Below are 21,563 nucleotides of genomic sequence, written 5' to 3'. Positions count from 1 at the left end.
TTTACACCTTTTGCAAACATAAAGCAGTGTTTATACCGCCGAACCCCATACTTAAAGTAAGAGCATTCGCTATATCATGCCGAATGGATTGACCCTTCACCCAATTAAGAGAATCATGGATAGGTTGATCTAAATTTCGGGTCGGATGTAATCTGGATTCTTTCATCTGCACCAGAGTTGCTATCGCTTCCACTGTTCCCGCCGCGCTCAATCCATGTCCGACAAGCGATTTAGTAGCATTCAAATAGGCATGAGCAAGCCCGCAATCATAAATGGCCCTCACTTCCGTTTCATCGCCTAGAGGTGACCCCGTTCCATGAGGATTGATGTAGTCAATTTGATCAGCAGACAGCTCTGCCTGTCTTAATGCTTCTCGAATGACATGAACCTCTCCATCATAAGAAGGATTCGGATTACGATTTCCATCCATTGTTATCGCCCACCCGGTAAGGCATGCATAGGGGCTGACTCGACGTTTATACGCCAAGTCAGCCCTTTCAATCACTACAACACCGCATGACTCTCCATAGATGAAACCGTCCCTATGACGATCAAAAGGCCGGCAAGCCAAGTCTGGATTATTCGCGTATCGCTCTGACCCCATTGCTCCTAATGCATGAAACGCTTGAAGCTCCACATACGACAGATCCATTAAGCCCCCCATTGCGATGCAGATATCCACCTGATTTGACCTGACGGCTTGTATCGCTTGAATGATCGCGGCTTGACCGCTCGCTGAGGCTCCTCCCAGCGTATAACCGAACCCTTGAATCCCAAACTGCTCCGTGCATAGCCCTACAAAGTCGCTATCCATAAATGAAATTCCAAAGGTTGGCCTTATAAAATCAATTCGATCCGCATAGGCCTCATAGGTTTGTATAAGCTCCCTCTGTTGCAGATTGGACCCTCCGATAACCAGCCCTATACGGTGACTATCTGCATCGTCTAGTTTTGCGTCCTCCCAGGCTTCTAGCAAAGTAGCAAGCGCCACCTGCCCTGAAAAGGAGGCTGTCCGTAACAAGCGCTTCGATAAACGCTCTGGGAGATGCAAGGACGTAATTTCAGCACCCAAAAATGTGGTTCCCTTTTGTCTGCCTGGACGCTTCATGACATCAAATGAGTGCTTTCCCTGCATCAGTGCTTCAGTAAATGCCGCTTGTCCTTGTCCAATGGCGGTAGTGACACCCATTCCTGTGATAAAAATGTCATTGCGACTGTAAATTTTCGAAGATGACATCAGCCAGTTCTCCTATGTTAGTGGCTCCTGCTAAATTCACACGTGGTACTTTCAAAGAAACAGATTCCATCGTCATCATGACGATTTCTGCACGATCCACGGAGTTTGCACCAAGATCGACAAGTTTGTCTGATGGCTGAAAATGATGATCTTCAAGGTCCGGTATAATTTCGCAAGTATGTTGGATGATGAGTTTAAAAATGTCTTCTCTGCTCATTTTTTCTCCCCCTCGGATAGGAATTGATTCAGATACTGATCTGCTTCTTCAATATTTAGGTCTTTGTTTATTACTCTCTCAAGAATGTCATCAACCGTTTCAAATGAACGCTTGGATGTGGACTCTACTTCTGTAGTAGCAAAGGATTTATCTATCTCGGTCATCAGGTACATCGAAAGTTCTCGAATATTCGGATAATCGTACACTTTGGTAGCCGTTATGGAAGTGCCGTATTGTTTATTTATAGCTTTAATCCATTCAACTCCAATGATCGAATCGACACCGATATCAATAAATTTACTGTCCACATCTATTTCCTCAGGCTGCATGAACATGGCTTCAGATAAGCTTTGTACCAATTCCTCCTGCAAGGACTGTAAGGACATGCTAGCTTTGTCTGGATTCGTTTCTTTGGTAAAGCTGATTGGACTTGCTGCTGCTTGATCAGTACCCAAAATCGTGGAGGTGCTTAGTTCCTCTACAGCAGTTGATAGTTCCTTCTCTAGCCCAGCAGTTAACATGGGTTCTGGTTCAGACATGTCCGCCGTTTCATCACCCTTAGACTCTGACAATTCCTTGTGCAAATATTCCGCCATTTCCCGAATACTTGGGTAATCGTATACTTTGGTTGCAGTAATTGCGGTTTTGTACCTTTTATTTATAGCTTTGACCCACTCAACTCCAATAATCGAGTCGACTCCAATATCGATAAATTTGCTATCAGCATCCACTTCCTCAGGCTGCATGAACATGGCTTTTGCCAGACTCTCAGTCAGTTCTGCACGTAGTGTTTCCAAAGAGTAAGTAGGCTTAGATGAGTTTGCTTCTTTATGCACGAATGTCAGGCTTTCCTTTGTCGGACTGCTTTCCTGATTAGGTTCAGAGAGATGATCGTTCAAATGAGTCAACGAAAGTGTCCGTACTTGCAGCTCCTGCTCGTTCGGTTTTTGAATTGCTTGATTCACTTCTTTTAATAGCGGTAATATGACGCTGTTTGGCTGTTTGGCTTTTGGGGAAGCAGAATCTTTGCTGTCCATCTGTTGTTCTGTGGCTTCAATTATCCTACGTTTACCAGTACGGATGTCGGCAGGCTCAGGCTGTTTATTTGCACCCAAGCCATTATCAGTAAAGCTTTCCCTTTTTGTCGCTGGAATCCAGTAGCGCTCTTTTGCAAACGGATAGGTATTCAAACTAATTCGGCGAGGCTTCACATTCGCATAAAGAAGATTCCAGTCTATGTGAATTCCATGTACCCAATTTTGCAGAAGCATTTCATAGTCTTTCTTTGCAATCCACTCTTCTAGCGTTTTCTGATCCGGCTGTTCAACAGACCATTCCGTCTTTTTAGTTCCTTTTGCTTGTCCAGAATAACAATCCTCAATGTCTTCTATCCCCTGTGCATACGCCTGTAATTGGCGTGCAAGCTCCTGAATTGAGCTAGCCACCAAAGCTAACCGTTCCTCGAATGCTTCTCGGCCTATCTGAAGTGTGTATGCCATATTGACAAGCTCCGTGTCCGGTATTCCCCGATCTTTGATTGAAGCTACAAGGCGTTGCGCCTGTTCTTTTAGACGATCCTTATTCTTTGCAGATAAGACAATAATGGCAGGGTTGTCAGCATCTACTCTCGGTTGCTCCTGTGTGTGCTGCTCCTGCATATACTCCTCAAGAATCAAATGTGCGTTTGATCCACCTGCGCCAAAGGACGAGATACCAGCAATACGCGGGTACTCTTTTCTTTCCCCATCTATTTCTATGACTGGCCGGCTCCATTGTGCAAGCTCCTGTTGAACCTTAAATGGGGTTTGACTAAATGCAATGTTTGGATTCAAGGTTTTTGCATGAAGCAAAGGAGCTAATTGACCATATTTAAGTTGCATCAATACTTTGGTCAGGCCTGCTATTCCCGCTGCACTTTCACAATGGCCAATATTGGACTTAGCAGACCCTATCGCGCAAAATTGCTTATCCTGTGTGTAAGCTTCAAACGTTTTGGACAGCCCTTTTATCTCAATTGGATCTCCTAGAGAGGTTCCTGTACCATGTGCTTCGATATAGCTGATCGTTCTCGGGTTAATCCCTGCTTTCTTCAAAGCCCTGTCAATTACACTAGCTTGTGCATGCGGATTTGGTACAGAGTATCCGTTTGTTTTGCCGCCATGGTTGATCGCTGAAGCTTTAATAATGCCATAAATATGATCGTGGTCTGCAATTGCCTTAGATATTGGCTTAAGCAAAACAGCTCCAACGCCTTCCCCAGGTACATAGCCGTCTCCACCTGCTCCAAAGCTTTCACATCTTCCTTTACTAGAAGCAAACCTACCCTGCCCAAGAGCTACATATTTATTTGGATGTATCGAAAGATTGACCCCACCTGCTATTGCCGCATCACACTCACCATTTTGTAAGCTTTGGCAGGCAAAATGAATAGCCGTCAAAGAGGAAGAGCACATCGTATCAACAGCTACACTCGGCCCATGGAAATTGCAGAAATATGACACTCGGTTAGCAATTGAGGACGCACTGCCGGAAAGAGCCATTGGTCTTCCCTGAATGGTCTCTTGAGCACCATATAACTGATATTCCTGATACATAACGCCGACATAAACCCCTACACTATGGGCAAGACCGCCGCCTGGCTTGTTCAGAGTCTCCCTTGTATACCCTGCATCCTCCATAGCCTCATATACACATTGCAAAAATAGCCGCTCTTGGGGATCCATAAATGCCGCTTCTCTGCGGGAGATATTAAAGAAAAGGGGGTCGAACTCATCGACACCTTCTAAGAAGCCGCCCCATTTACTATAGGTCTTGCCAAGCTTGCCCGGCTCCTTATCAAAATACAGGCTGTGGTCCCAACGACCCTTAGGGATTTCTGTAATGCTATCAACGCCATCCCTTATATTTCTCCAGAATTCTTCGATGTTGCTTGCACCAGGATAACGGCCAGCCACCCCTACGATTGCGATATCTTCACATCCTGCTTGACTCATTTTCTGTTCCGGCATTTTTGGGAATCCAGCTTGTCCATGAGCAAAACGATTGATTTTAGGAAGGATAGTCGTTTGTTTTCCTGTTTCATTTACTGACCCCTGTAGAGATGGCGCTTCTTTCACAGGCTTGTCTGGTTGTTCGTTTAAGCCTACGATTTCCATTAGTCGCTCACGGTGAGCTTCTAGGAAATAACTCGTTAGTTCCTGAAGAGTTTGGTATTCAAAAAATAACGTTTTCGAAAGTGGCCCAAATTTCTTTTCTAGCTCACTAGTCATATGCATGATAGTGATGGAGTCGATTCCGTATTTTTCAAATGGAGCAGTTGCATCAATTCGATGGACAGGTAGCTTGATAACGGAAGAAAGCAGCTCTTTGAAATAGTCTGATGTTTTGTCAAGCAAGGCATCGCTGTTAGTAGCTATAGCTGTCCCTGCTTTGTTTATTTCATTTAGCTGAGCTAGAGGCACTCTTTGCTCCGGTCCGGTCACGTTCCTAAGCAATGCTGCTCGCATGCGGAAGGAATCACCTTCCATAACCAGAAGTTGATCTGCACCGGCCATAAATCCGCGATACATAGCTCTAATTCCGTTTTTCGTGCCCATGGTAGTCATCCCCGTATGTTGCTTAAACAGCTCCATCGTATCTTCATTAACACGCATCCCGCCTTCTTCCCATAGAGGCCAGTTGATTGAAAGTGTCATACCCTGACGCTGTCCAGAGGCTACCAATTCATTCCGGTATGTAGCGTACGTGTCCATAAAGGCATTGGCTGCGGCATAATCAGCTTGACCATAGTTACCCAAGCATCCAGCCAATGAGGAAAAAAGAATAAAAAAGTCTAACTGCAAATGACTAGTTGCTTGATCTACATTTACCAGTCCAGTCACTTTAGGAGCCAAGACCGCTGTAATATCATCCGTTTGTTTTTTTAGGATAAAGCTGTCTTTAGTCACGCCTGCACTGTGAATAATCCCGTTTAGAGGACCCGTAACATTTACTATACTATCAATCAGTTCGTTCACTGCACCTGCATCGCTAACATTTACTCGACGATACTCCGCCTTCGCTCCTAATGATCGCAGTTCTGTTAATCGAGCCTTCTTCGAATCATCCAAAGGTGAACGGCCTGTGAGAATCAGGGTTGCATCCTTGACTCGCTCTGCTATTTCCCGTGCAAAAATGAACCCTAACGAACCAGTACCTCCCGTAATCAAATAAATCCCTTTGTCCTTCCAAGGCAGGTCTTCAGCTTGCTCAGAAACTTTTATTTCATTCCACTCTTGTATATAGCGTTTATTTGCCTGGTATTGAATGTAGGTGTCCAGCGATTTTTGACTATTTACTTGCAAAATCTCAGGCAATGCTTGTGCCGAAATATCCGTATCCCATTCAATTAGCTGCCCTACTATATTGGGATTTTCCAATCTTGCCGTTTTCAATATTCCAGCTAAGCCAGCGAAGAGCCTCTGTTCTCCCTTACTAGGAACTATGATTTGAACCAATAGCTTTCCTTCCATATGCTGCTGTAATATCTCTTGGATTTCCTTTATGATCCGTTTTGCATACGATTGAAAGCGCTGATCAATGCTCTGATTCTCGGATTCTGCCTGCAAGATTAGACAATGTGAGCCTGCTAGTTCATGTTCAATTATTTTTTTATATGTTTCATCCTGCTCACAAAGAATGACTACATGTTTTTCATAACGAACTTCCCCTGTCAATGGATGTTCGGTGCTTTCCTTCCAGTAAGGCTCAAGCAGAAGCGTTTCCTTTGCAATCGGGGCATCGCTGTAGCTCTTCTTCACTTTTAAAGCTCTTGCAGATACGTTTTTCATTCGGACGCATAGCTTTCCTTGTTCGTCACACAGATCAATATCAAACTTTTTCACCTGATCAGCGGAGCTTGTTGCAGAATTGGAACGAATCCACGCCCACATCTTTGGAGTGCAGCCATTACGAATTTGTAGCTCCTCCACTACAAAAGGAATGAAAGGTCCTGCCTCACTGTTCGCTACATTCATGACGGGATTGACATCGCTTAAAAATAACCCGATAGATGCTTGTAGGGAAGAATCAACTATACTTGGATGTAGAACATATTGATTTTTTGTGTCCCACACTGTCGCTGGAAGAGATAGCTTCGCAATTACCTGATCCCTCCCCAAATAGATGCTCTCTATCCCTTGATGCCCACTACCGTATTCAATCCCCATTGCTTTAAAAGCTTTATAACATTCGTCCGCATGGATTACTCTTTGATTGCATTCGGATAGTAACGCTTGGAGCGGCAAAATGTGAGAATCCTCCAGTGAAGCAAACAGCGCAGTACCCTGGCTGTGAATCATCATTTCCTGTGTTTCTTCCTGATTTTCACTGTAGACCTCGTAGGCAATATCACCATGCTCTTCCGTATATACCCTTATATGCACGTCAAGAGTCTCTTCGAATGCTTCCAAAGGACGCAACCACGTCATGTTTTTAAAAATGATCCCGTTTCCTGCACTCTGGAAAGCTCCTGCAGACAAATCTACTGCTGCCCGTGCCATTTCCATATAGGCGGCTCCGGGTAAAACCTTTTTCCCTTGTACAAGATGATCGGTAAAGAAATACTCCCTGCCTGTAAAGGTCGAGCTGAAGCGTTGTTGTAAGAGATCAGATGTATTGTGATGTAGCATCGGATGAAGCTGAGAAGACTGTAGCGCATGGTTGTCTATGCTCTCGGTCTTTGCACCAGATAGCGGAACCCAATACCTCTCTTTGGCAAAAGGATAGGTTGGTAAGCTTATTCTGCGTGGCTTCCGTTCCCCATAAAGCTTACTCCAATCTACATCCACACCTTTTACCCAGAGTCCTAAAATTTTCTCGTATTTTCCTTTTTCCAGCCATACGTCAAAGGCTTGCGCTAAGTCTTCATCCTGCGTCAAAATAGGCAGCATCTCATTATTGGAGTGAACACGCCCCCAGAAGCAGTCGTCCAGTCTTGCAGGTTCCTCTATAAACCCGTGTAATTTTTCTTTTAGTTCCTCCATCGAACTCACTATCATCGCCAAACGCTCTTCCATCGCCTCGCGCCCTACCTGGAGTGTATAGGCCAAATCGGCCAATACAGAGCCTGTGAACGACTGTCTATCAATAAATTCCAATAATTGTACCGCATGCTCCCGCAGACGCTCCTCGTCCCTAGCCGACAGCAGAATAATAGCCGGATTTTGACGATCGACAGACTGAGCAGCAATTGGTTCCTCTAGCGGAATATATTCCTCAATAATCATATGTGCATTAGAGCCGCCTGCCCCAAAGGATGAAATACCTGCTATTCTCGGGTATTCCTTATTATTGAAAATAGGTCTTTTCCATTCCGCAAGCTCCTGCTGTACAACAAACGGAGTATTGATAAAATCAATATTCGGATTAAGCTTTTGAGCATGCAGAGAAGGAACCAATTGACAATGCTTTACCTGTAGCAACACCTTGGTTAGTCCAGCAATTCCCGCGGCGCTTTCACAATGACCGATATTTGACTTAGCTGATCCGATTGAGCAGAATTGCTTCTCGTTAGAATATTCTTCAAATACTTTTGTCAGCCCGGCAATCTCGATTGGATCTCCCAGTGAGGTTCCTGTGCCATGTGCCTCGATATAACTGATCGTCCCTGGATCTACTCCAGCTTCTTGATATGCTCGTCTGATCACTTCAGCCTGTGCATTAGGATTGGGTACGGAATAACCATTGGTTTTGCCGCCGTGATTAATTGATGTAGCCTTTATCACGCCATAAATGTTATCTTTGTCTGCGATAGCTTTGGACAACGGTTTTAGCAATACAGCTCCGACGCCTTCTCCCGGCACATAACCATCTCCGCCCTGACCAAAGCTTTCACAACGCCCCTTGCTGGAAGCAAATTTTCCCTGCGACAAAAATAAATACTTATTCGGATGAACAGAAACATTGACACCGCCTGCTACAGCCACCTCGCACTCGCCGCGCTGTAAGCTATGGCATGCCAAATGAATAGCGGTAATAGAAGAAGAACACATCGTATCCACCGCCATGCTAGGTCCAGTAAAATTACAATAATAAGAGACTCGATTCGCTATAGATGAAGGAATTCCCGACAGGGCAATCGGTCTGCCCGACGCTGTTTCCTGAGCTCCATATAGCTGATATTCCTCGTACATAACCCCCACATAAACGCCAACATTACCAGCTTGTCCACTTATACGATTCAAGCCAAGAGCTTCCCGCGTATAACCTGAATCCTCCAGGGCTTCGTATACACATTGCAAAAATAAACGCTCCTGTGGGTCCATAACCTCTGCTTCTCTAGGTGAAATATGGAAGAAAAGCGGATCGAATTGATCTACGCCGTCTATAAAGCCTCCCCATTTGCTGTACGTTTTGCCCAGCTTGCTCTTGTCTTCATCATAAAACAAGCTGTGATCCCAACGCTCCTTGGGAATCTCAGTAATGCAATCTTTGCCTACTTTCAGGTTTTCCCAAAATTCTTCAAGGTTTCTTGCACCTGGATAGCGTCCAGACAAGCCTATAATAGCGATGTCTTGATTGCGGGCTTCCCCTTCATTTTCCATCTTGGAGGATTGCTCGTAAAAACGCGCTCTACTCTTACTTCCAATCGTCTGATTCGATATTCCTGTTGTCTGTAAGGGAGTCACGAGCCTTTTCTCCTTTTCAACAACTGGCTCCTCTAGCCCGATGAGCGCCATCAGTTTGTCCCGGTAATTTTCTAAAAAATAGGTAGTCAGCTTCCTAATGTTAGGAAACTCAAAAAATAATGTTTTGGACAAGGAACCGAATGACTTCTCCAATTGATCCGTCAATTGCATGACCATAAGTGAATCTATCCCGTATTTTTCCATAGGTGCATTCTCATCAATACGCTGTGATGGGAGTCCAATAACAGAAGACAATCGTTGTTTAAAATAGGTTGTTGCCTTTTCACGCAGCAATTCTTCTCTAGTAGAAGGAGCTACCTTGCTATTTACGTCAGCAATAGGCTTCGATACATCCTCCAATGCGAATGGTGTTAGAAATGTATCTCGCAGCCGTTCCATGTTTCCCTCGATTACGATCATTTGATCTTTTCCAAGGGCCCTGCACTGATAGAGAGCATGAATTCCTGTGTCACTTTCCAACGCTGTCATTCCAGTTCTTTGCTTTATTAGCTTCGCGATTTTTTCATCAATATGCATGCCTCCATCCTTCCAGAGCGGCCAACAAATGGAAAATGTATGACCATGACGTAATTGCGAATCTACTAAGGAATTTCGATAGGTTGCATATGCATCCATAAAAGCATTGGCGGTAGCATAATCGGCTTGCCCCGGGTTTCCTAAGGCTCCAGCAACAGCAGAAAAAAGAAGGAAAAAGTCGAGTGGCAGTTGCTGAGTTAATACATCTAAATTGACTAATCCCGAAACCTTAGAAGATAAAACCTCTCGAAGCTCTTCCTTGTTTTTATGAATAATGTAATTGTCGCGAATCAGACCAGCGCTATGGATGATGCCGTTCAAAGAGCCAAATTGGGTACAAATCCTTTGAATTAGCCCTTGTACTTCACTGAATTGGCCCACATCCACTTGCTGGTACTCTACTTGGAGCCCTTGTGTCTGCAACAGCTTGATTTTCTCTTGTTTGGATGCATTCAGGGGTGATCTTCCGGTAAGAATTACTGTTGCATTTTTCGTACATTTTGCAATTTCTCCAGCAAAAATCAATCCTAAACCACCGGCTCCACCAGTGATGAGATAAATTCCTCCGTCCTTCCACGGTGCTTCAATTGATTCTGCTGCCTGCCGCTCAACCTCACTCCAATAAGCGTAGAAACGCTTGCCATTTTCATAGCGAACATGCTGAGTGTGGGGCGTTTTTTTATTCTCCTCAAGGAGTTGTGTGATGTCCTGCGAAAAGTCCGCGTTTTCGATTTCAATTAATTGAGTGTGCAAATTTGGATTTTCCAATCGTGCCGTTTTTAGCATACCTGATAAACCAGCGAATAATTGCTGCTCTTCCTGTCTGGAAACGATTACTTGCAGCAGGATTTGCCCCTGTAATTGTGTTGTTAGCATCGAATGCAGTACTTCAAATAATTGCTCGGCATACGCAGTGAAACGCTTGTCAATTGCTGTCTCTGTGGATTGTAAGCTGATGCAGCGTACATCAGCTATCTGGCTTTCTATGCTGGTTTGAAATGCTTCGCAAGATTCACCAAGAATTACCCAATGCTGTTCATAATCAAAATCCTTCGCTGTGGGATTCACAGCTTCATGCTTCCAAGTAGGCTCAAAAAATAAGAGACCTGTATCAGAACTAGAATGGATTGAATATTCTTCTCCTTCCAGCATTCGAGAAGCAAAGCCCTTGATTCGGACACAAACCGCTCCATGAGCATCACACAGATCAATATCCATCTTTTTGATTCCTTCGTTCGCTTCAGATCCTTCACTGTTTCGAATATATGCCCACATAGAAGCAGTGCATGGACTGATAATATCAATCTCCTGTATAGCGAAAGGCAAATGTGGTTTTAACCGAGTATTACTACCAAAAGGTTCAAAATCACCTTCAGCAGCTAACACCCCCGCCATCGCTTGCAGAGCTGAATCAAGCATACCAGGGTGTAGATAATATGGCTCTTTCGTGTCAAATAAGGTATTCGGTAGAGACAACTTAGCTAAAGCTTCGTTCGAGCCAATCGAAAGCTGTTCGATTCCCCGGTGATTTGGGCCATAATCAAAACCGATTTCTCGAAAGGCTTTATAGCATTGAGTCGATGAAAACCTGCTCTTGTTACATCTTGCTTGTAGCTCATCAAGATTCACGTTATACGTCTCGCCTTTTGATTTTCTCGTTGCCTGACCCTGACAATGAATAATCTTTTTGGTATCATCGGCATGTTGTGACAGGCTGTAAATTTCAAAAGCAATGTCTCCATTTACCTGAGGGAAAAGTCCAATATGCACATGAACAGATTGATCATCTACAATAATCGGTCGTGCCCAAACTACATGGTTTAGCTGAACCTCCTTTTTACCGTCTAAGACAGGGCCTCCACCAAGTTCAACAGCAAGGCGAGCCATTTCCAAGTAAGCAACTCCCGGTAAAATTTGCTTCTTATGTAAAACATGATCTGTCAGGAAAAACTCCTCACCTGTGAATGTGCTACTGTAACGTTGTTCTAACAGATCGGAGGTATTTTTGTGTACTAAAGGATGAATGATACTTTCTTGCTTCATCGTTTCTGCTTCTCCTATAGCATTCTGCTTCTCAGAGATCCAATATCTCTCTTTGACAAAGGGGTACGTTGGTAATGGAATACGGTTGTACTGTTCATCTGAAAACAATTGTTCAAAATCGAATGTGTATCCTTGTGTAAATAGCTGAGCAATCTCAGTCAAAAGCTCAGCATATTTTAAACTGTTAGCCTTTTGAAGGCTACGAATACATTGAATTCCATATCTTTTAATGGATTGTTGTTCCCGAAATTCTCCTTCGCCAACTTCAGAAACATACACGACTGCATCGTTGTCATTTCGGAGCCACTTGTTCAATCGTTCACTCAGATGCTGGCCATCTTTGACAACACACGCCAATCGATGGTTAAAATGTTTTCTCCCCATCAAAAGAGTAAAGCTCATATTCCCGCAATCCACCTGTGGGTTATTTTCACAGTATTTCACCAACTGATTCGCCTGTGTTCGTAACTGCTCATACGACTGCGCTGATAATACAATTAGATAGCCCGGCTTATCCGCATGTAGTCTTACATGGCTAGGCGCCTCCTCAATCACCATGTGAGCATTCGTTCCACTAAAGCCAAAGGAGCTAATTACAGCGCAACGCTTAGCGCCTTGTTCAATATCCCACTCTTTGAGATGTGTATTTACGTAAAATGGGCTATTGGTAAACTGGATATTTGAATTACCGGTTTGAAAATGCAGGGATGGCGGAATTTTCTTATGTTTCAAAGATAGGAGAATTTTAATAAAGCCCGCAACTCCTGCAGCCGCAATTGTATGTCCAATATTGGTTTTAATTGATCCGATCGCACAATAGTCCTTTTTATCTGTATAATGTCGAAAAGCGTTCGTTAATGCCTCAAACTCTATCGGATCGCCCAATTTTGTTCCTGTTCCATGAGCTTCCACCATTTGAATCCTCTCTGGATCAATTTGGAAGGTATCGTAGACATAGCGTTCTAATTGTTCTTGGGAATTTCCACTAGGTGCCGTGATCCCGTTCGTAGTTCCGTCCTGATTCATCCCAGATCCGGAGATTACTCCATAGATATGATCTCCATCTGTAACAGCATCCTGTAGACGTTTGAGCATAACCGCCCCAACACCTTCTCCAGTCACAAAACCATCTGCTCGATCGTCAAAGGTAAAACAACGCCCACCCGCTGACAGCATGCCAGCCCGTTCTGCACTCGCAACAAACCTCGGGGTAGATTGTACGAAGACCCCACCCGCTAATGCCATATCAGTTTCCTTTGCCCATAAGCTCTGACAAGCGAGATGAATAGCAACAAGCGAGCTGGAGCAGGCTGTATCAATTGCAATGGCAGGTCCTTTTAAATTTAAATAATAGGCGATTCGGGCTGGAATGATAGAGCCAGCATTTCCCCACATCGCTTGTGCAGGAGGATTATCACCAATCAGCTGCATGTAGTCTCCAATATTGTAGCCTACATATACACCACATAATTTCCCGTCCAGAACGGCCCCTGCATACCCGGCATCCTCCAGCGCTTTCCATGATTCTTCCAGAAAAAGCCGTTGCTGTGGGTCCATATACGTAGCTTCCACTCCTGAGATATTGAAGAATACAGGATCAAACTGGTCGTAATCTTCAAGTAAGCTACCATAATAGCTAGGTGTATCCCATCTGGTGACTTTTGCAACCAAGTCAGTACCGTTGGTTAAATGCTCCCAAAGCTCATCTACAGAATTTGATTTTGCAAATCGACCGCTCATTCCGATGATCGCAATTGGTTCTTTTTTCAAAGAGTCCATTGTTTCTTGATCGTTTCCTGCATAAGCAGGTCTTGTGGGATTCTCTTCTTTGACTTCTTTGACTTCTACTACCACTTCTTCTACTCTTTCTGTTTCTTTCCCCTGTATTTGTATTGGCTTCGTCTTTTGCAGATAAGCGTCTAAAATAGCTTCTCGGAACTCTTCTAATAGATACGCTGTTAGTTTTTGAACTGAACTATAATTAAACGGGACAGTCGTACGCAAAGTAAGGTTAAATGCATCATTGAGAGACTGCACAAAGTGAACGCCCGTAATGGAATCCAGTCCGTAGTCGGCAAAAGAATCGTCATCCATGATTTCTGTATGATCAATTCGTATTGCATCCGATAGACTTGCTTTAAGACGATCCCGTACATAATCCTCTAGTAGGTAATCATCCACAGTTACGAGATGCTCCGCCGTTTCTGTCTGATTTTTAGCATGACTTAAGCGACGATTCTCTGAGTATTCATCCATGCTACTGCTTGCAGAGGACGAGGTCGAATTCTTCTCAGATTCTGTCTTAAGCACTGCCGTGCTTGCTGGAAATGATTCTTGTAATCTTACTATCCCGTCACTCTCTCCTATTATTACTTGCTGACCCAATTCATGAGCTTGTTGAGCTGGGAACAAGATGGAATGGAAGCCTTCACGCTCCAAAGCCTCCTTCCATTGATGCGGGTATAAGCCTGGACATCCCGGAATACGTAGCCATGGGTCCTCATACAACCACCACCCTGCAAGCAGTCCAAACGTTAGATGCGTAAATAAAGTATTTTCGCTCATCTCATTTAACAGGATTAAGCCATGCTTTTTTAAAGCTGACTTGGCATTTCGTAGGGTTTGGCAAATATTCTTGGTTGCGTGTAGCACATTAGCCGCAATTACAATATCATAGGTACCTAGTTGGATATTCTGTCTCGAAATTGGTTCCTCCACATTTAGCCTTTGATAACTCAAATAAGGTGTGGAAGGGCCATATTCATTTTCGGCGTGAATGAGAAATGCTTTTGAAATGTCTGTATAGCAGTATTCCTCCACCAGCTCTTGGTATTGCTTTATTTTTTGGAACACCATAGCACTAGTACCGCCCGTTCCCGCACCAATCTCTAGGATGCGAATCCGCTCGGAGTTGTTTTGCTCAATCCGATTCTGAATGTAGGCAATGACTGTATTGGCGATCACTTCATTAAAATAATCAGAAACGGGGTTGTGCTTATAGATTCCTTCTACCAGCTTCATAGAAGAATTCGGAAATAAGATATCGGTTGCCGAAACCTTGCCTGTGACGATTTTTGGCAGAGCCCGCATTACTGCTTCTAAAAGGGTAGCTTGTGCTTTCCGATTGGGGTCTAACAGCCATTCGGTTTTTTCTGCATCCCATTGCTTCCAAACCGCATTAACATCTATGGAAGTCGTATCCATCACATGACATAAATCTTCTTCACGTCTTAGATAGTGATTATCAGCTAATTTGTTTAAGGTTTCCTCCAACCAACTACTGTATTGAGGGTCTAGTAGCGTCTTTAATTCCGAAATGTTCATTATTTTTTTGTTAAACATGCCAATAGACTGCAACTGTCCCCAGAGCAACCTACAAAGAAGCTCATCCATTTTATTCATGTAGATGTCCCCTCTTTTCCATTCTTCTCAAAAAAGTTCCCTTCACGGTCAACTATATATTGGGCCATTTGCTTTACCGTGACACATTCCGTAAGCTCTGCTGATGTTACATCCAGATTGAATTGTTGATTAAGCTTATTGGTTAATTCGATCAGCTTGATAGGATCAAAGCCGTATTCCTTTAATTCAGCCCCTGCATCAATATCTTCGACAGTTACCAAAAGCAGCTCTGATATCTTCTGTATAAGAAAATCTATCGTTCTATCAAATACATTCGAGACATTTTCCCGACTAAAAGAAGATGATAGCTGATAGGTTGTGATAGGGATTTCAGGAAGCTGGATTCGATTCTTTACATCCCTGATAGCAGATGCAGCGCTATCAGGATAGATTTCCACCCACTCTGGTCTGCTAGCTGCTTTGTCTAAGGATGTAGACATTTTTATCAAAGCCATCTGATCCATTGGTCCCGCTATCAGAGCTTCCAATGCTTTCATGGCATCCGCAGGTTCAATTGATCCTATGCCTTCTTGAGCCATCCGAGCTTGATAAGCCTTGGAAGCGACAATACCTACGCTTCCCCAGTATCCCCAGTTCATAACCTTGACAGCACATGACCATTCCTTAGAAAGACGTGCTGCAAAAGCATCCTTAAACGTGCAGCCGGATGCATAATTGCTCTGTCCCGGCTTCTTGGCAAATGACATCATTCCAGAAAAAAATAGAACAAAATCCAAAGCTTCATTTTCAAAAATTTGGGCCAAACGCACACTCACGTCTAGCTTTGCAGAGAGTCCAGCCCGAAAACGATCTTCATCCATGTTCGCTAAGCTTTGATCCATCAGCACAATCGCTGAATGTACAACCCCATGAATCTGTGGAAATTGTTTTTTGATCTTGGCATAGGCATTACGCATCGCCTGCTGATCGGTCGCATCCGCTGTGATATATATAGGAGACGGACCCAGAAGCGCTAGCCTGTCCATCTTCTCTGTAATGCTCTCATTTCTCTCACGGCGTCCAATCCAAACAACCTGCGCTTGGTATTTTTGGATCATGTACTCGCTCCATACCTCTCCAATCCCTCCAGCACCGCCGATTACGACATACACGCCTCCTTTGCGATACCGGGTTTGTTCAGGTACCAAAGGCATTTGAATAGGAATCAGGCTTTGGCGATACCATTGATGATCTCGATAAACGAAAGCGTTCCCCTGTGGATCATGGGGGAGTGAACAGATATCTCGAATAGGCCAATCCTTCTCGGCTTCTACATCAACCAATCGAACCTTCCAATTCGGATATTCCTTCGACATCGAGCCGATTAATCCATGAACGCTTGCATGAGTTGGATTAATCGTTTCTTGCTTGTGAACAATCTGAGATTGAATGGTAATAAAAAACAATCCGATTTTCTTCGTCCCATATCCTATCTGCAATAATGCTTTAATCAATCGGAATACCTGAAATACACCTTGATTCTGCTGCTCTAGCAACATCTCATCCTTTGAATCTTTTATCGGGCTTACAGGGGCAATCCAGATAAGATGATCAATCGTGCCCATCTCGCCTATTTTTGTAGCGATATCCTCTGCTTTTGCTTCTGGGGAAATCTCTAAAACCTGCGCAGTAGGAAATTGCTTTTGGACATATTTTCTACTCTCTTGATTTCCTCCCATTACGACAATCCGATCCGTTGGAGATAAAAAGAGAGAATGACGAGGAGCTGACGTTTCATCCCACACAGGTGTCAGCATGATGGTCTCTGCCGGCAGAGGTTCTACATGTTCAGATGAAGCCGTCATACCTTCTGCATGGTCTAGCCTGCACTCTGTTTCTCTGGTGTTTGTCAGCGGTTGATCCTCGTAATAGCTTGACTTAGCTTTTGGCAGCCAATAAGTCTCTCTAGCGAATGAATATGTTGGCATACTGATGCAACGCGGTTTATTTTCGCCATATAGCTTGTTCCAATCAATTGATAGGCCTCTAACCCAGAAATGAAGCAGCTTAGCATATTTCCTGCGGTGTATCCATTGATTGATACCCTCCTGTAGCTCTTCATCTGCTGCGAAAATTCCTAAGGTTTCTTTGTTCGATTTGACCTGACCTCTGTATAAATCGGCTATTCCCTGTTTTCCATGCAAAAATTGCTGTAGCTTCTGTTCTAATTCATCTAAAGAGCTCACTATGAGCGCCAAGCGTTCCTCCATAGCTTCGCGTCCGATTTGTAACGTATATGCCATGTCAGCAAGATTTTCGTTTGAAAATGATTGTTTTTGAATGGCATGAAGCAATTTTTTAGCCTGCTCGAAAAGCCGTTCCTCATTCTTAGCCGATAGAACGAATATCGCAGGATTTTGTTGTGTAATCTCAGGTGAACGCAGCCCTTGCTTATCCTCAATATATTCCTCAATCAAAATATGAGCATTTGATCCCCCAGCACCAAAGGAAGAAATCCCTGCCATTCTTGGATATTCTTTTGCCTCACCATTCGTTATGAAAGTAGGACGCTTCCACTCTGTTAGCTCTTGTTGCACCACAAAAGGAGATTGCTCAAAACGAATGTTTGGATTTAGCTGTTTGGCATGCAAGCTTGGAACCAGTTTTTGATGCTTCATTTGAAGCACAATCTTGGTAACACCTGCGATACCCGCTGCTGCTTCTAGGTGTCCAATATTAGATTTCACCGAGCCGATCGCGCAAAAACCTTTCTCTTGTGTATCTTTTTGGAAAGCTTGTGTAAGTCCAGTCATTTCTATCGGGTCTCCAAGCTCTGTTCCCGTGCCATGAGCTTCGATATAGCTAATCTCTCTCGCATTGATTCCTGCTTTATCAAGAGCTGCTCGAATCAATTCACCCTGTGCTATCGGATTGGGAACCGTATAGCCGTTGGTTTTCCCGCCATGATTAATGCTAGTAGATTTGATTGTTGCATAAATATGATCACGATCTTTGATAGCGTGAGACAAACGCTTCAATAGAACAACGCCCACACCCTCACCTGGGACAAAACCAGTGCCCCCTTTTCCAAAGCTCTTACATTTGTCATCTGTTGAAAGCATTCGGTGAGCGCATAGTTCTACATAATTGGATGGGTGAAGATATAGGTTAACCCCACCCGCCAGCGCCATCTCGCATTCTCCACGATAAATATGCTCACAAGCCTCATGAATGGCTGTTAGCGAGGAGGAGCACATCGTGTCTATAGGCATGCTTGGCCCACGCAAATTAAAAAGATAGGATACTCTGTTCGCTACAGAGCTAAAAGATGTAAAAGGAATGATTCTCTCCCCTTGCTTCCTTACATCTGGACCGTATAAAGCAAAGCCTGTTTTTGTGATCCCAGCAAAAACGCCTACTCGACCATCGTGCCTAGATAACAGCATTTCTCTTGTATATCCGGCGTCCTCCAGCACTTCCCAGCATGACTCAACAAATATTCGTTCTTGAGGGTCCATACTGTTTGCTTCAAAAGGAGAAATGTTAAAAAATAACGGGTCAAAGTGAGTACAATCTTCAAGAAATCCTCCCCATTTGCTATAGCTTTTGCCTTGTGCTACAGCCTCCTGAGGGTTAGGATGATAAAATCCTTCTAACGGCCACCGATCCTTAGGGATTTCTGTAACGCAATCCTTCCCTTCCGCTAATCGACTCCAATATTCATCTAGGTTTCTTGCTTGCGGATAGCGTCCGCTAAGCCCGATAATGGCTATCGGCTCTCTGGGCTCGTCTATCTGGCTGAAGCCTCTCAGCGTTTTCTTTCCAGCTCGCCATGAAGACAGCATAGGAATGTGGCTTTCGAGCTTGGTAGGCTTTAGACCGGTTTTGGGTTTTGATAAAGGCTCTTTCGTTATACCAACCCAGCGTAAGCAGGCTTTAGGAAAATCAGCAACCAAGTAAGCTGATAAAGCCCCTAGCGTTTGATACTCATAAAATAAGGTCTTAGATAAATCTCCGAATATGGCGGAGAGCCTATGATTCAATTCTGTGATCATGATAGAGTCAATACCGTATATTTCAAGAAGCTCGTCTGCTTCAATTTTATCGACATCCAGCTTGGTGATATCACCAAATAAAACCTTGAGTTGATAAAGCGTTTTTTCCAGCAATATTTGCGGCGCTATTTCTCCATCTAGCTCCGGTGCAAGTGACTCCTGATCTTCTGGAGATGCACACGCTAGAAATTGTTGTACTTTAGGATCATATCCATGAAGCACCATCAGATTGCTCAAGCCTAAAGAAAGAGCATGATAAAAAGCTTGGACGCCCATTTGACTTGGCATGGCGGTCATCCCCATTTTGTCAAAGAGCACCTTTTCATTCTCTTCATTAACCTGCATTCCCCCCTCCTTCCAGAGAGGCCAATTAATAGAGATCGTTTTGCCCTTGCGTTCATTTCGTGTGATTAAAGTGTTTCGATAGATTGCATATCTATCCATGAAAGCATTCGCCGTTGCATAATCAGATTGACCTGGATTGCCAAAAACCCCTGCTAGCGATGAAAAGATTGCAAAGAAATCCAAGTCTAGATTTCGGCTAGCTTGATCCAGATTTACAAGTCCTGTAACCTTCGGAGCTAAGACTTCGATTAGCTCCTCCTTGGTTTTTTTCAAAAGAAAGCTATCACGAATTACACCTGCGGCATGAATAATCCCTTGCAATCCGCCTAATTCATTTTGAATATTCTGAATAAAACTGATAACGGCTGTTTCCTGAGTTATGTCGAGCTGCCTATACTCGATTCGACTTCCATATTCCTGTAGCTTCTCTATTTTCGAAGCCGCTTGTTTGCTTAAAGTCGACCGCCCCGTCAAAATGATTGTGGCATTTTGGACCTGCTGAACAATTGCTTCTGCAAAAATAAAGCCTAAACCACCGGCTCCACCGGTAATTAAGTAATTTCCGCCATTTTTCCATGGAATATCTGCTAATTCATGAGAAAAAACGCTTTGCTTCCATTCAGAAATAAAGCGTTTGCCATCCTGATATCGAATATGCTGATCCGATTCACATCCCACATTTTCTGCTATCCTCGATACGAGCTGATCTTGGTCGTCCATCTCAATTATCTGAACGAATAGCTTTGGATTTTCAAGCTGAGCAGTTTTTAAAAGTCCCAAAAGCCCACTGTCTGTCTGTTCTTCTTCATTCATACCCATAATCATCTGGATGAGTACTTTTCCTTTAGGCTTTTCTTGCAGGATCCTCTGAATTTCCTCAAACACTTGCACTGTATAGCTTTGAAACCTTGCCTCCATTCGATTATCCAGCGATTCCAGCGTCAGAAAACGTACCCCATTTATTTGTTCTTCAAGTTTTTTTAGCAAGAGTCCATGCGGCTCGCTAAGAATGACGAAATGATCTGTATAATGTGGGTTAGCAATCTGCCAAATATATGCTTGCTCTACCCAGTGAGGCTGAAGCAAGAAGGTACTTGAAATAGCGAGCGATTGCTGTAAATCCATTTTCCATGTACTCATTGTTAAGCCCTTGACTTGAGTACACAGGCTTCCCTGCTCTGTATAAATATCCAGATCAATTTTTTCAAGCATATCGCCTTCTGCAGCAGAATCACTGTAACGAATGAGAGCCCAAACTTTTGAAGGAAAACGCTGATATATCTCTATCTCATCCAAGGACATAGGGACAAAACAATCCGTTCCCTCAGTGCCCTTCAAATAGCCTAGCAATCTCGTCAGGATTTCATTCATTACATCTGGCTGCAACACAAAGGAGTCTCTCCACAGCGAGTCGGTTATTGTAAAGGAAGCAAGGATTGTCCCTTCCCCTATATAGATTTCTTCCTCATTTGGATAAACAGAAGAACTTGTCTCTCCCACAGCGTTATTCGTAGCATGGCCAGACTTTGAGCTGGATGTGATTTTTTCACATGTATTTACTACAGAATCAATATCAATATGTGGTACCTCAAAACCATCTGGTAGCAAAATCGCTTGACCTTGACTATGAACGAGGGCTTCACACCCGCTCTGATTCGTTTCACTATAAATCTCAAATGCAATCTCTCCGCTTTTTTCGGGGAAAAGGCCTATATGAACCTCAATCGGCTGCTCAGATATAGCCACAGGCTGAGCCCATCTTACATTGTTTAATCGGATTGGAACAAAGCCCTCTTTATAAGCTCCTAAAGCCCTCTGTAATGCGGCTCGTGCCATTTCAAGGTGAGCCAATCCCAATAATGACCCATTTTCTGTACTCCTGTCATTTGTAAAAAACGCTTCTTGTCCCGTAAACGTAGAGCTAAACCGCTGTTCGGTAAAATCAGAAGTATTTCGATGCAAGAGAGGATGAACAAAACCTGTCTCCATAGAAACAGGTTTTGTTTGAAACTGACGAATGAGACTGGTTGCAGCTTGCTTGGACAATCGATTGGATTTTACTTCACGAAAAATATATTGTAGAAAAGCTTCCATCATATCCCTCCTACTAAGAGACCTTC

General features: G+C 43.7%; 4 protein-coding genes. All 4 read right to left on the bottom strand.

Translation table 11 applies throughout. From position 1 onward, the window contains the following. Position 1: 1 nt before the first annotated feature. From GOP56_RS04010 to GOP56_RS03995, 4 genes are read right to left on the bottom strand one after another with little or no spacing between them, the layout of a single operon-like run. Positions 2 to 1,237: a beta-ketoacyl synthase N-terminal-like domain-containing protein gene (locus GOP56_RS04010; protein WP_163244576.1), complete on the bottom strand. Its 1,236-nt coding sequence runs from the start codon at positions 1,235 to 1,237 to the stop codon at positions 2 to 4. After that, positions 1,206 to 1,454: an acyl carrier protein gene (locus GOP56_RS04005; RefSeq protein WP_163244575.1), complete on the bottom strand. Its 249-nt coding sequence runs from the start codon at positions 1,452 to 1,454 to the stop codon at positions 1,206 to 1,208. Before GOP56_RS04005 ends, GOP56_RS04010 begins: the two co-directional genes overlap by 32 nt. After that, positions 1,451 to 15,103 (bottom strand): SDR family NAD(P)-dependent oxidoreductase, encoded by a 13,653-nt coding sequence (locus GOP56_RS04000; RefSeq protein WP_163244574.1) that lies wholly within the window; start codon positions 15,101 to 15,103, stop codon positions 1,451 to 1,453. The genes GOP56_RS04005 and GOP56_RS04000 overlap by 4 nt, the downstream gene beginning before the upstream one ends. Further along, positions 15,100 to 21,540: an SDR family NAD(P)-dependent oxidoreductase gene (locus GOP56_RS03995; RefSeq protein WP_163244573.1), complete on the bottom strand. Its 6,441-nt coding sequence runs from the start codon at positions 21,538 to 21,540 to the stop codon at positions 15,100 to 15,102. Before GOP56_RS03995 ends, GOP56_RS04000 begins: the two co-directional genes overlap by 4 nt. Positions 21,541 to 21,563 lie beyond the last annotated feature (23 nt).

The sequence above is a fragment of the Brevibacillus sp. 7WMA2 genome (assembly GCF_010748895.1).
Taxonomy (GTDB): domain Bacteria; phylum Bacillota; class Bacilli; order Brevibacillales; family Brevibacillaceae; genus Brevibacillus_B; species Brevibacillus_B halotolerans.
The sequence above is the reverse complement of the archived record's forward strand: the minus strand, read 5'-3'. Positions and strand labels throughout refer to the sequence as shown.

Bases quoted from the DNA above. Each gene is read 5' to 3' on its own strand.
- GOP56_RS04010 (WP_163244576.1), bottom strand. From the start codon at position 1,237: ATGTCATCTTCGAAAATTTACAGTCGCAATGACATTTTTATCACAGGA.
- GOP56_RS03995 (WP_163244573.1), bottom strand. From the start codon at position 21,540: ATGATGGAAGCTTTTCTACAATATATTTTTCGTGAAGTAAAATCCAAT.
- GOP56_RS04005 (WP_163244575.1), bottom strand. From the start codon at position 1,454: ATGAGCAGAGAAGACATTTTTAAACTCATCATCCAACATACTTGCGAA.
- GOP56_RS04000 (WP_163244574.1), bottom strand. From the start codon at position 15,103: ATGAATAAAATGGATGAGCTTCTTTGTAGGTTGCTCTGGGGACAGTTG.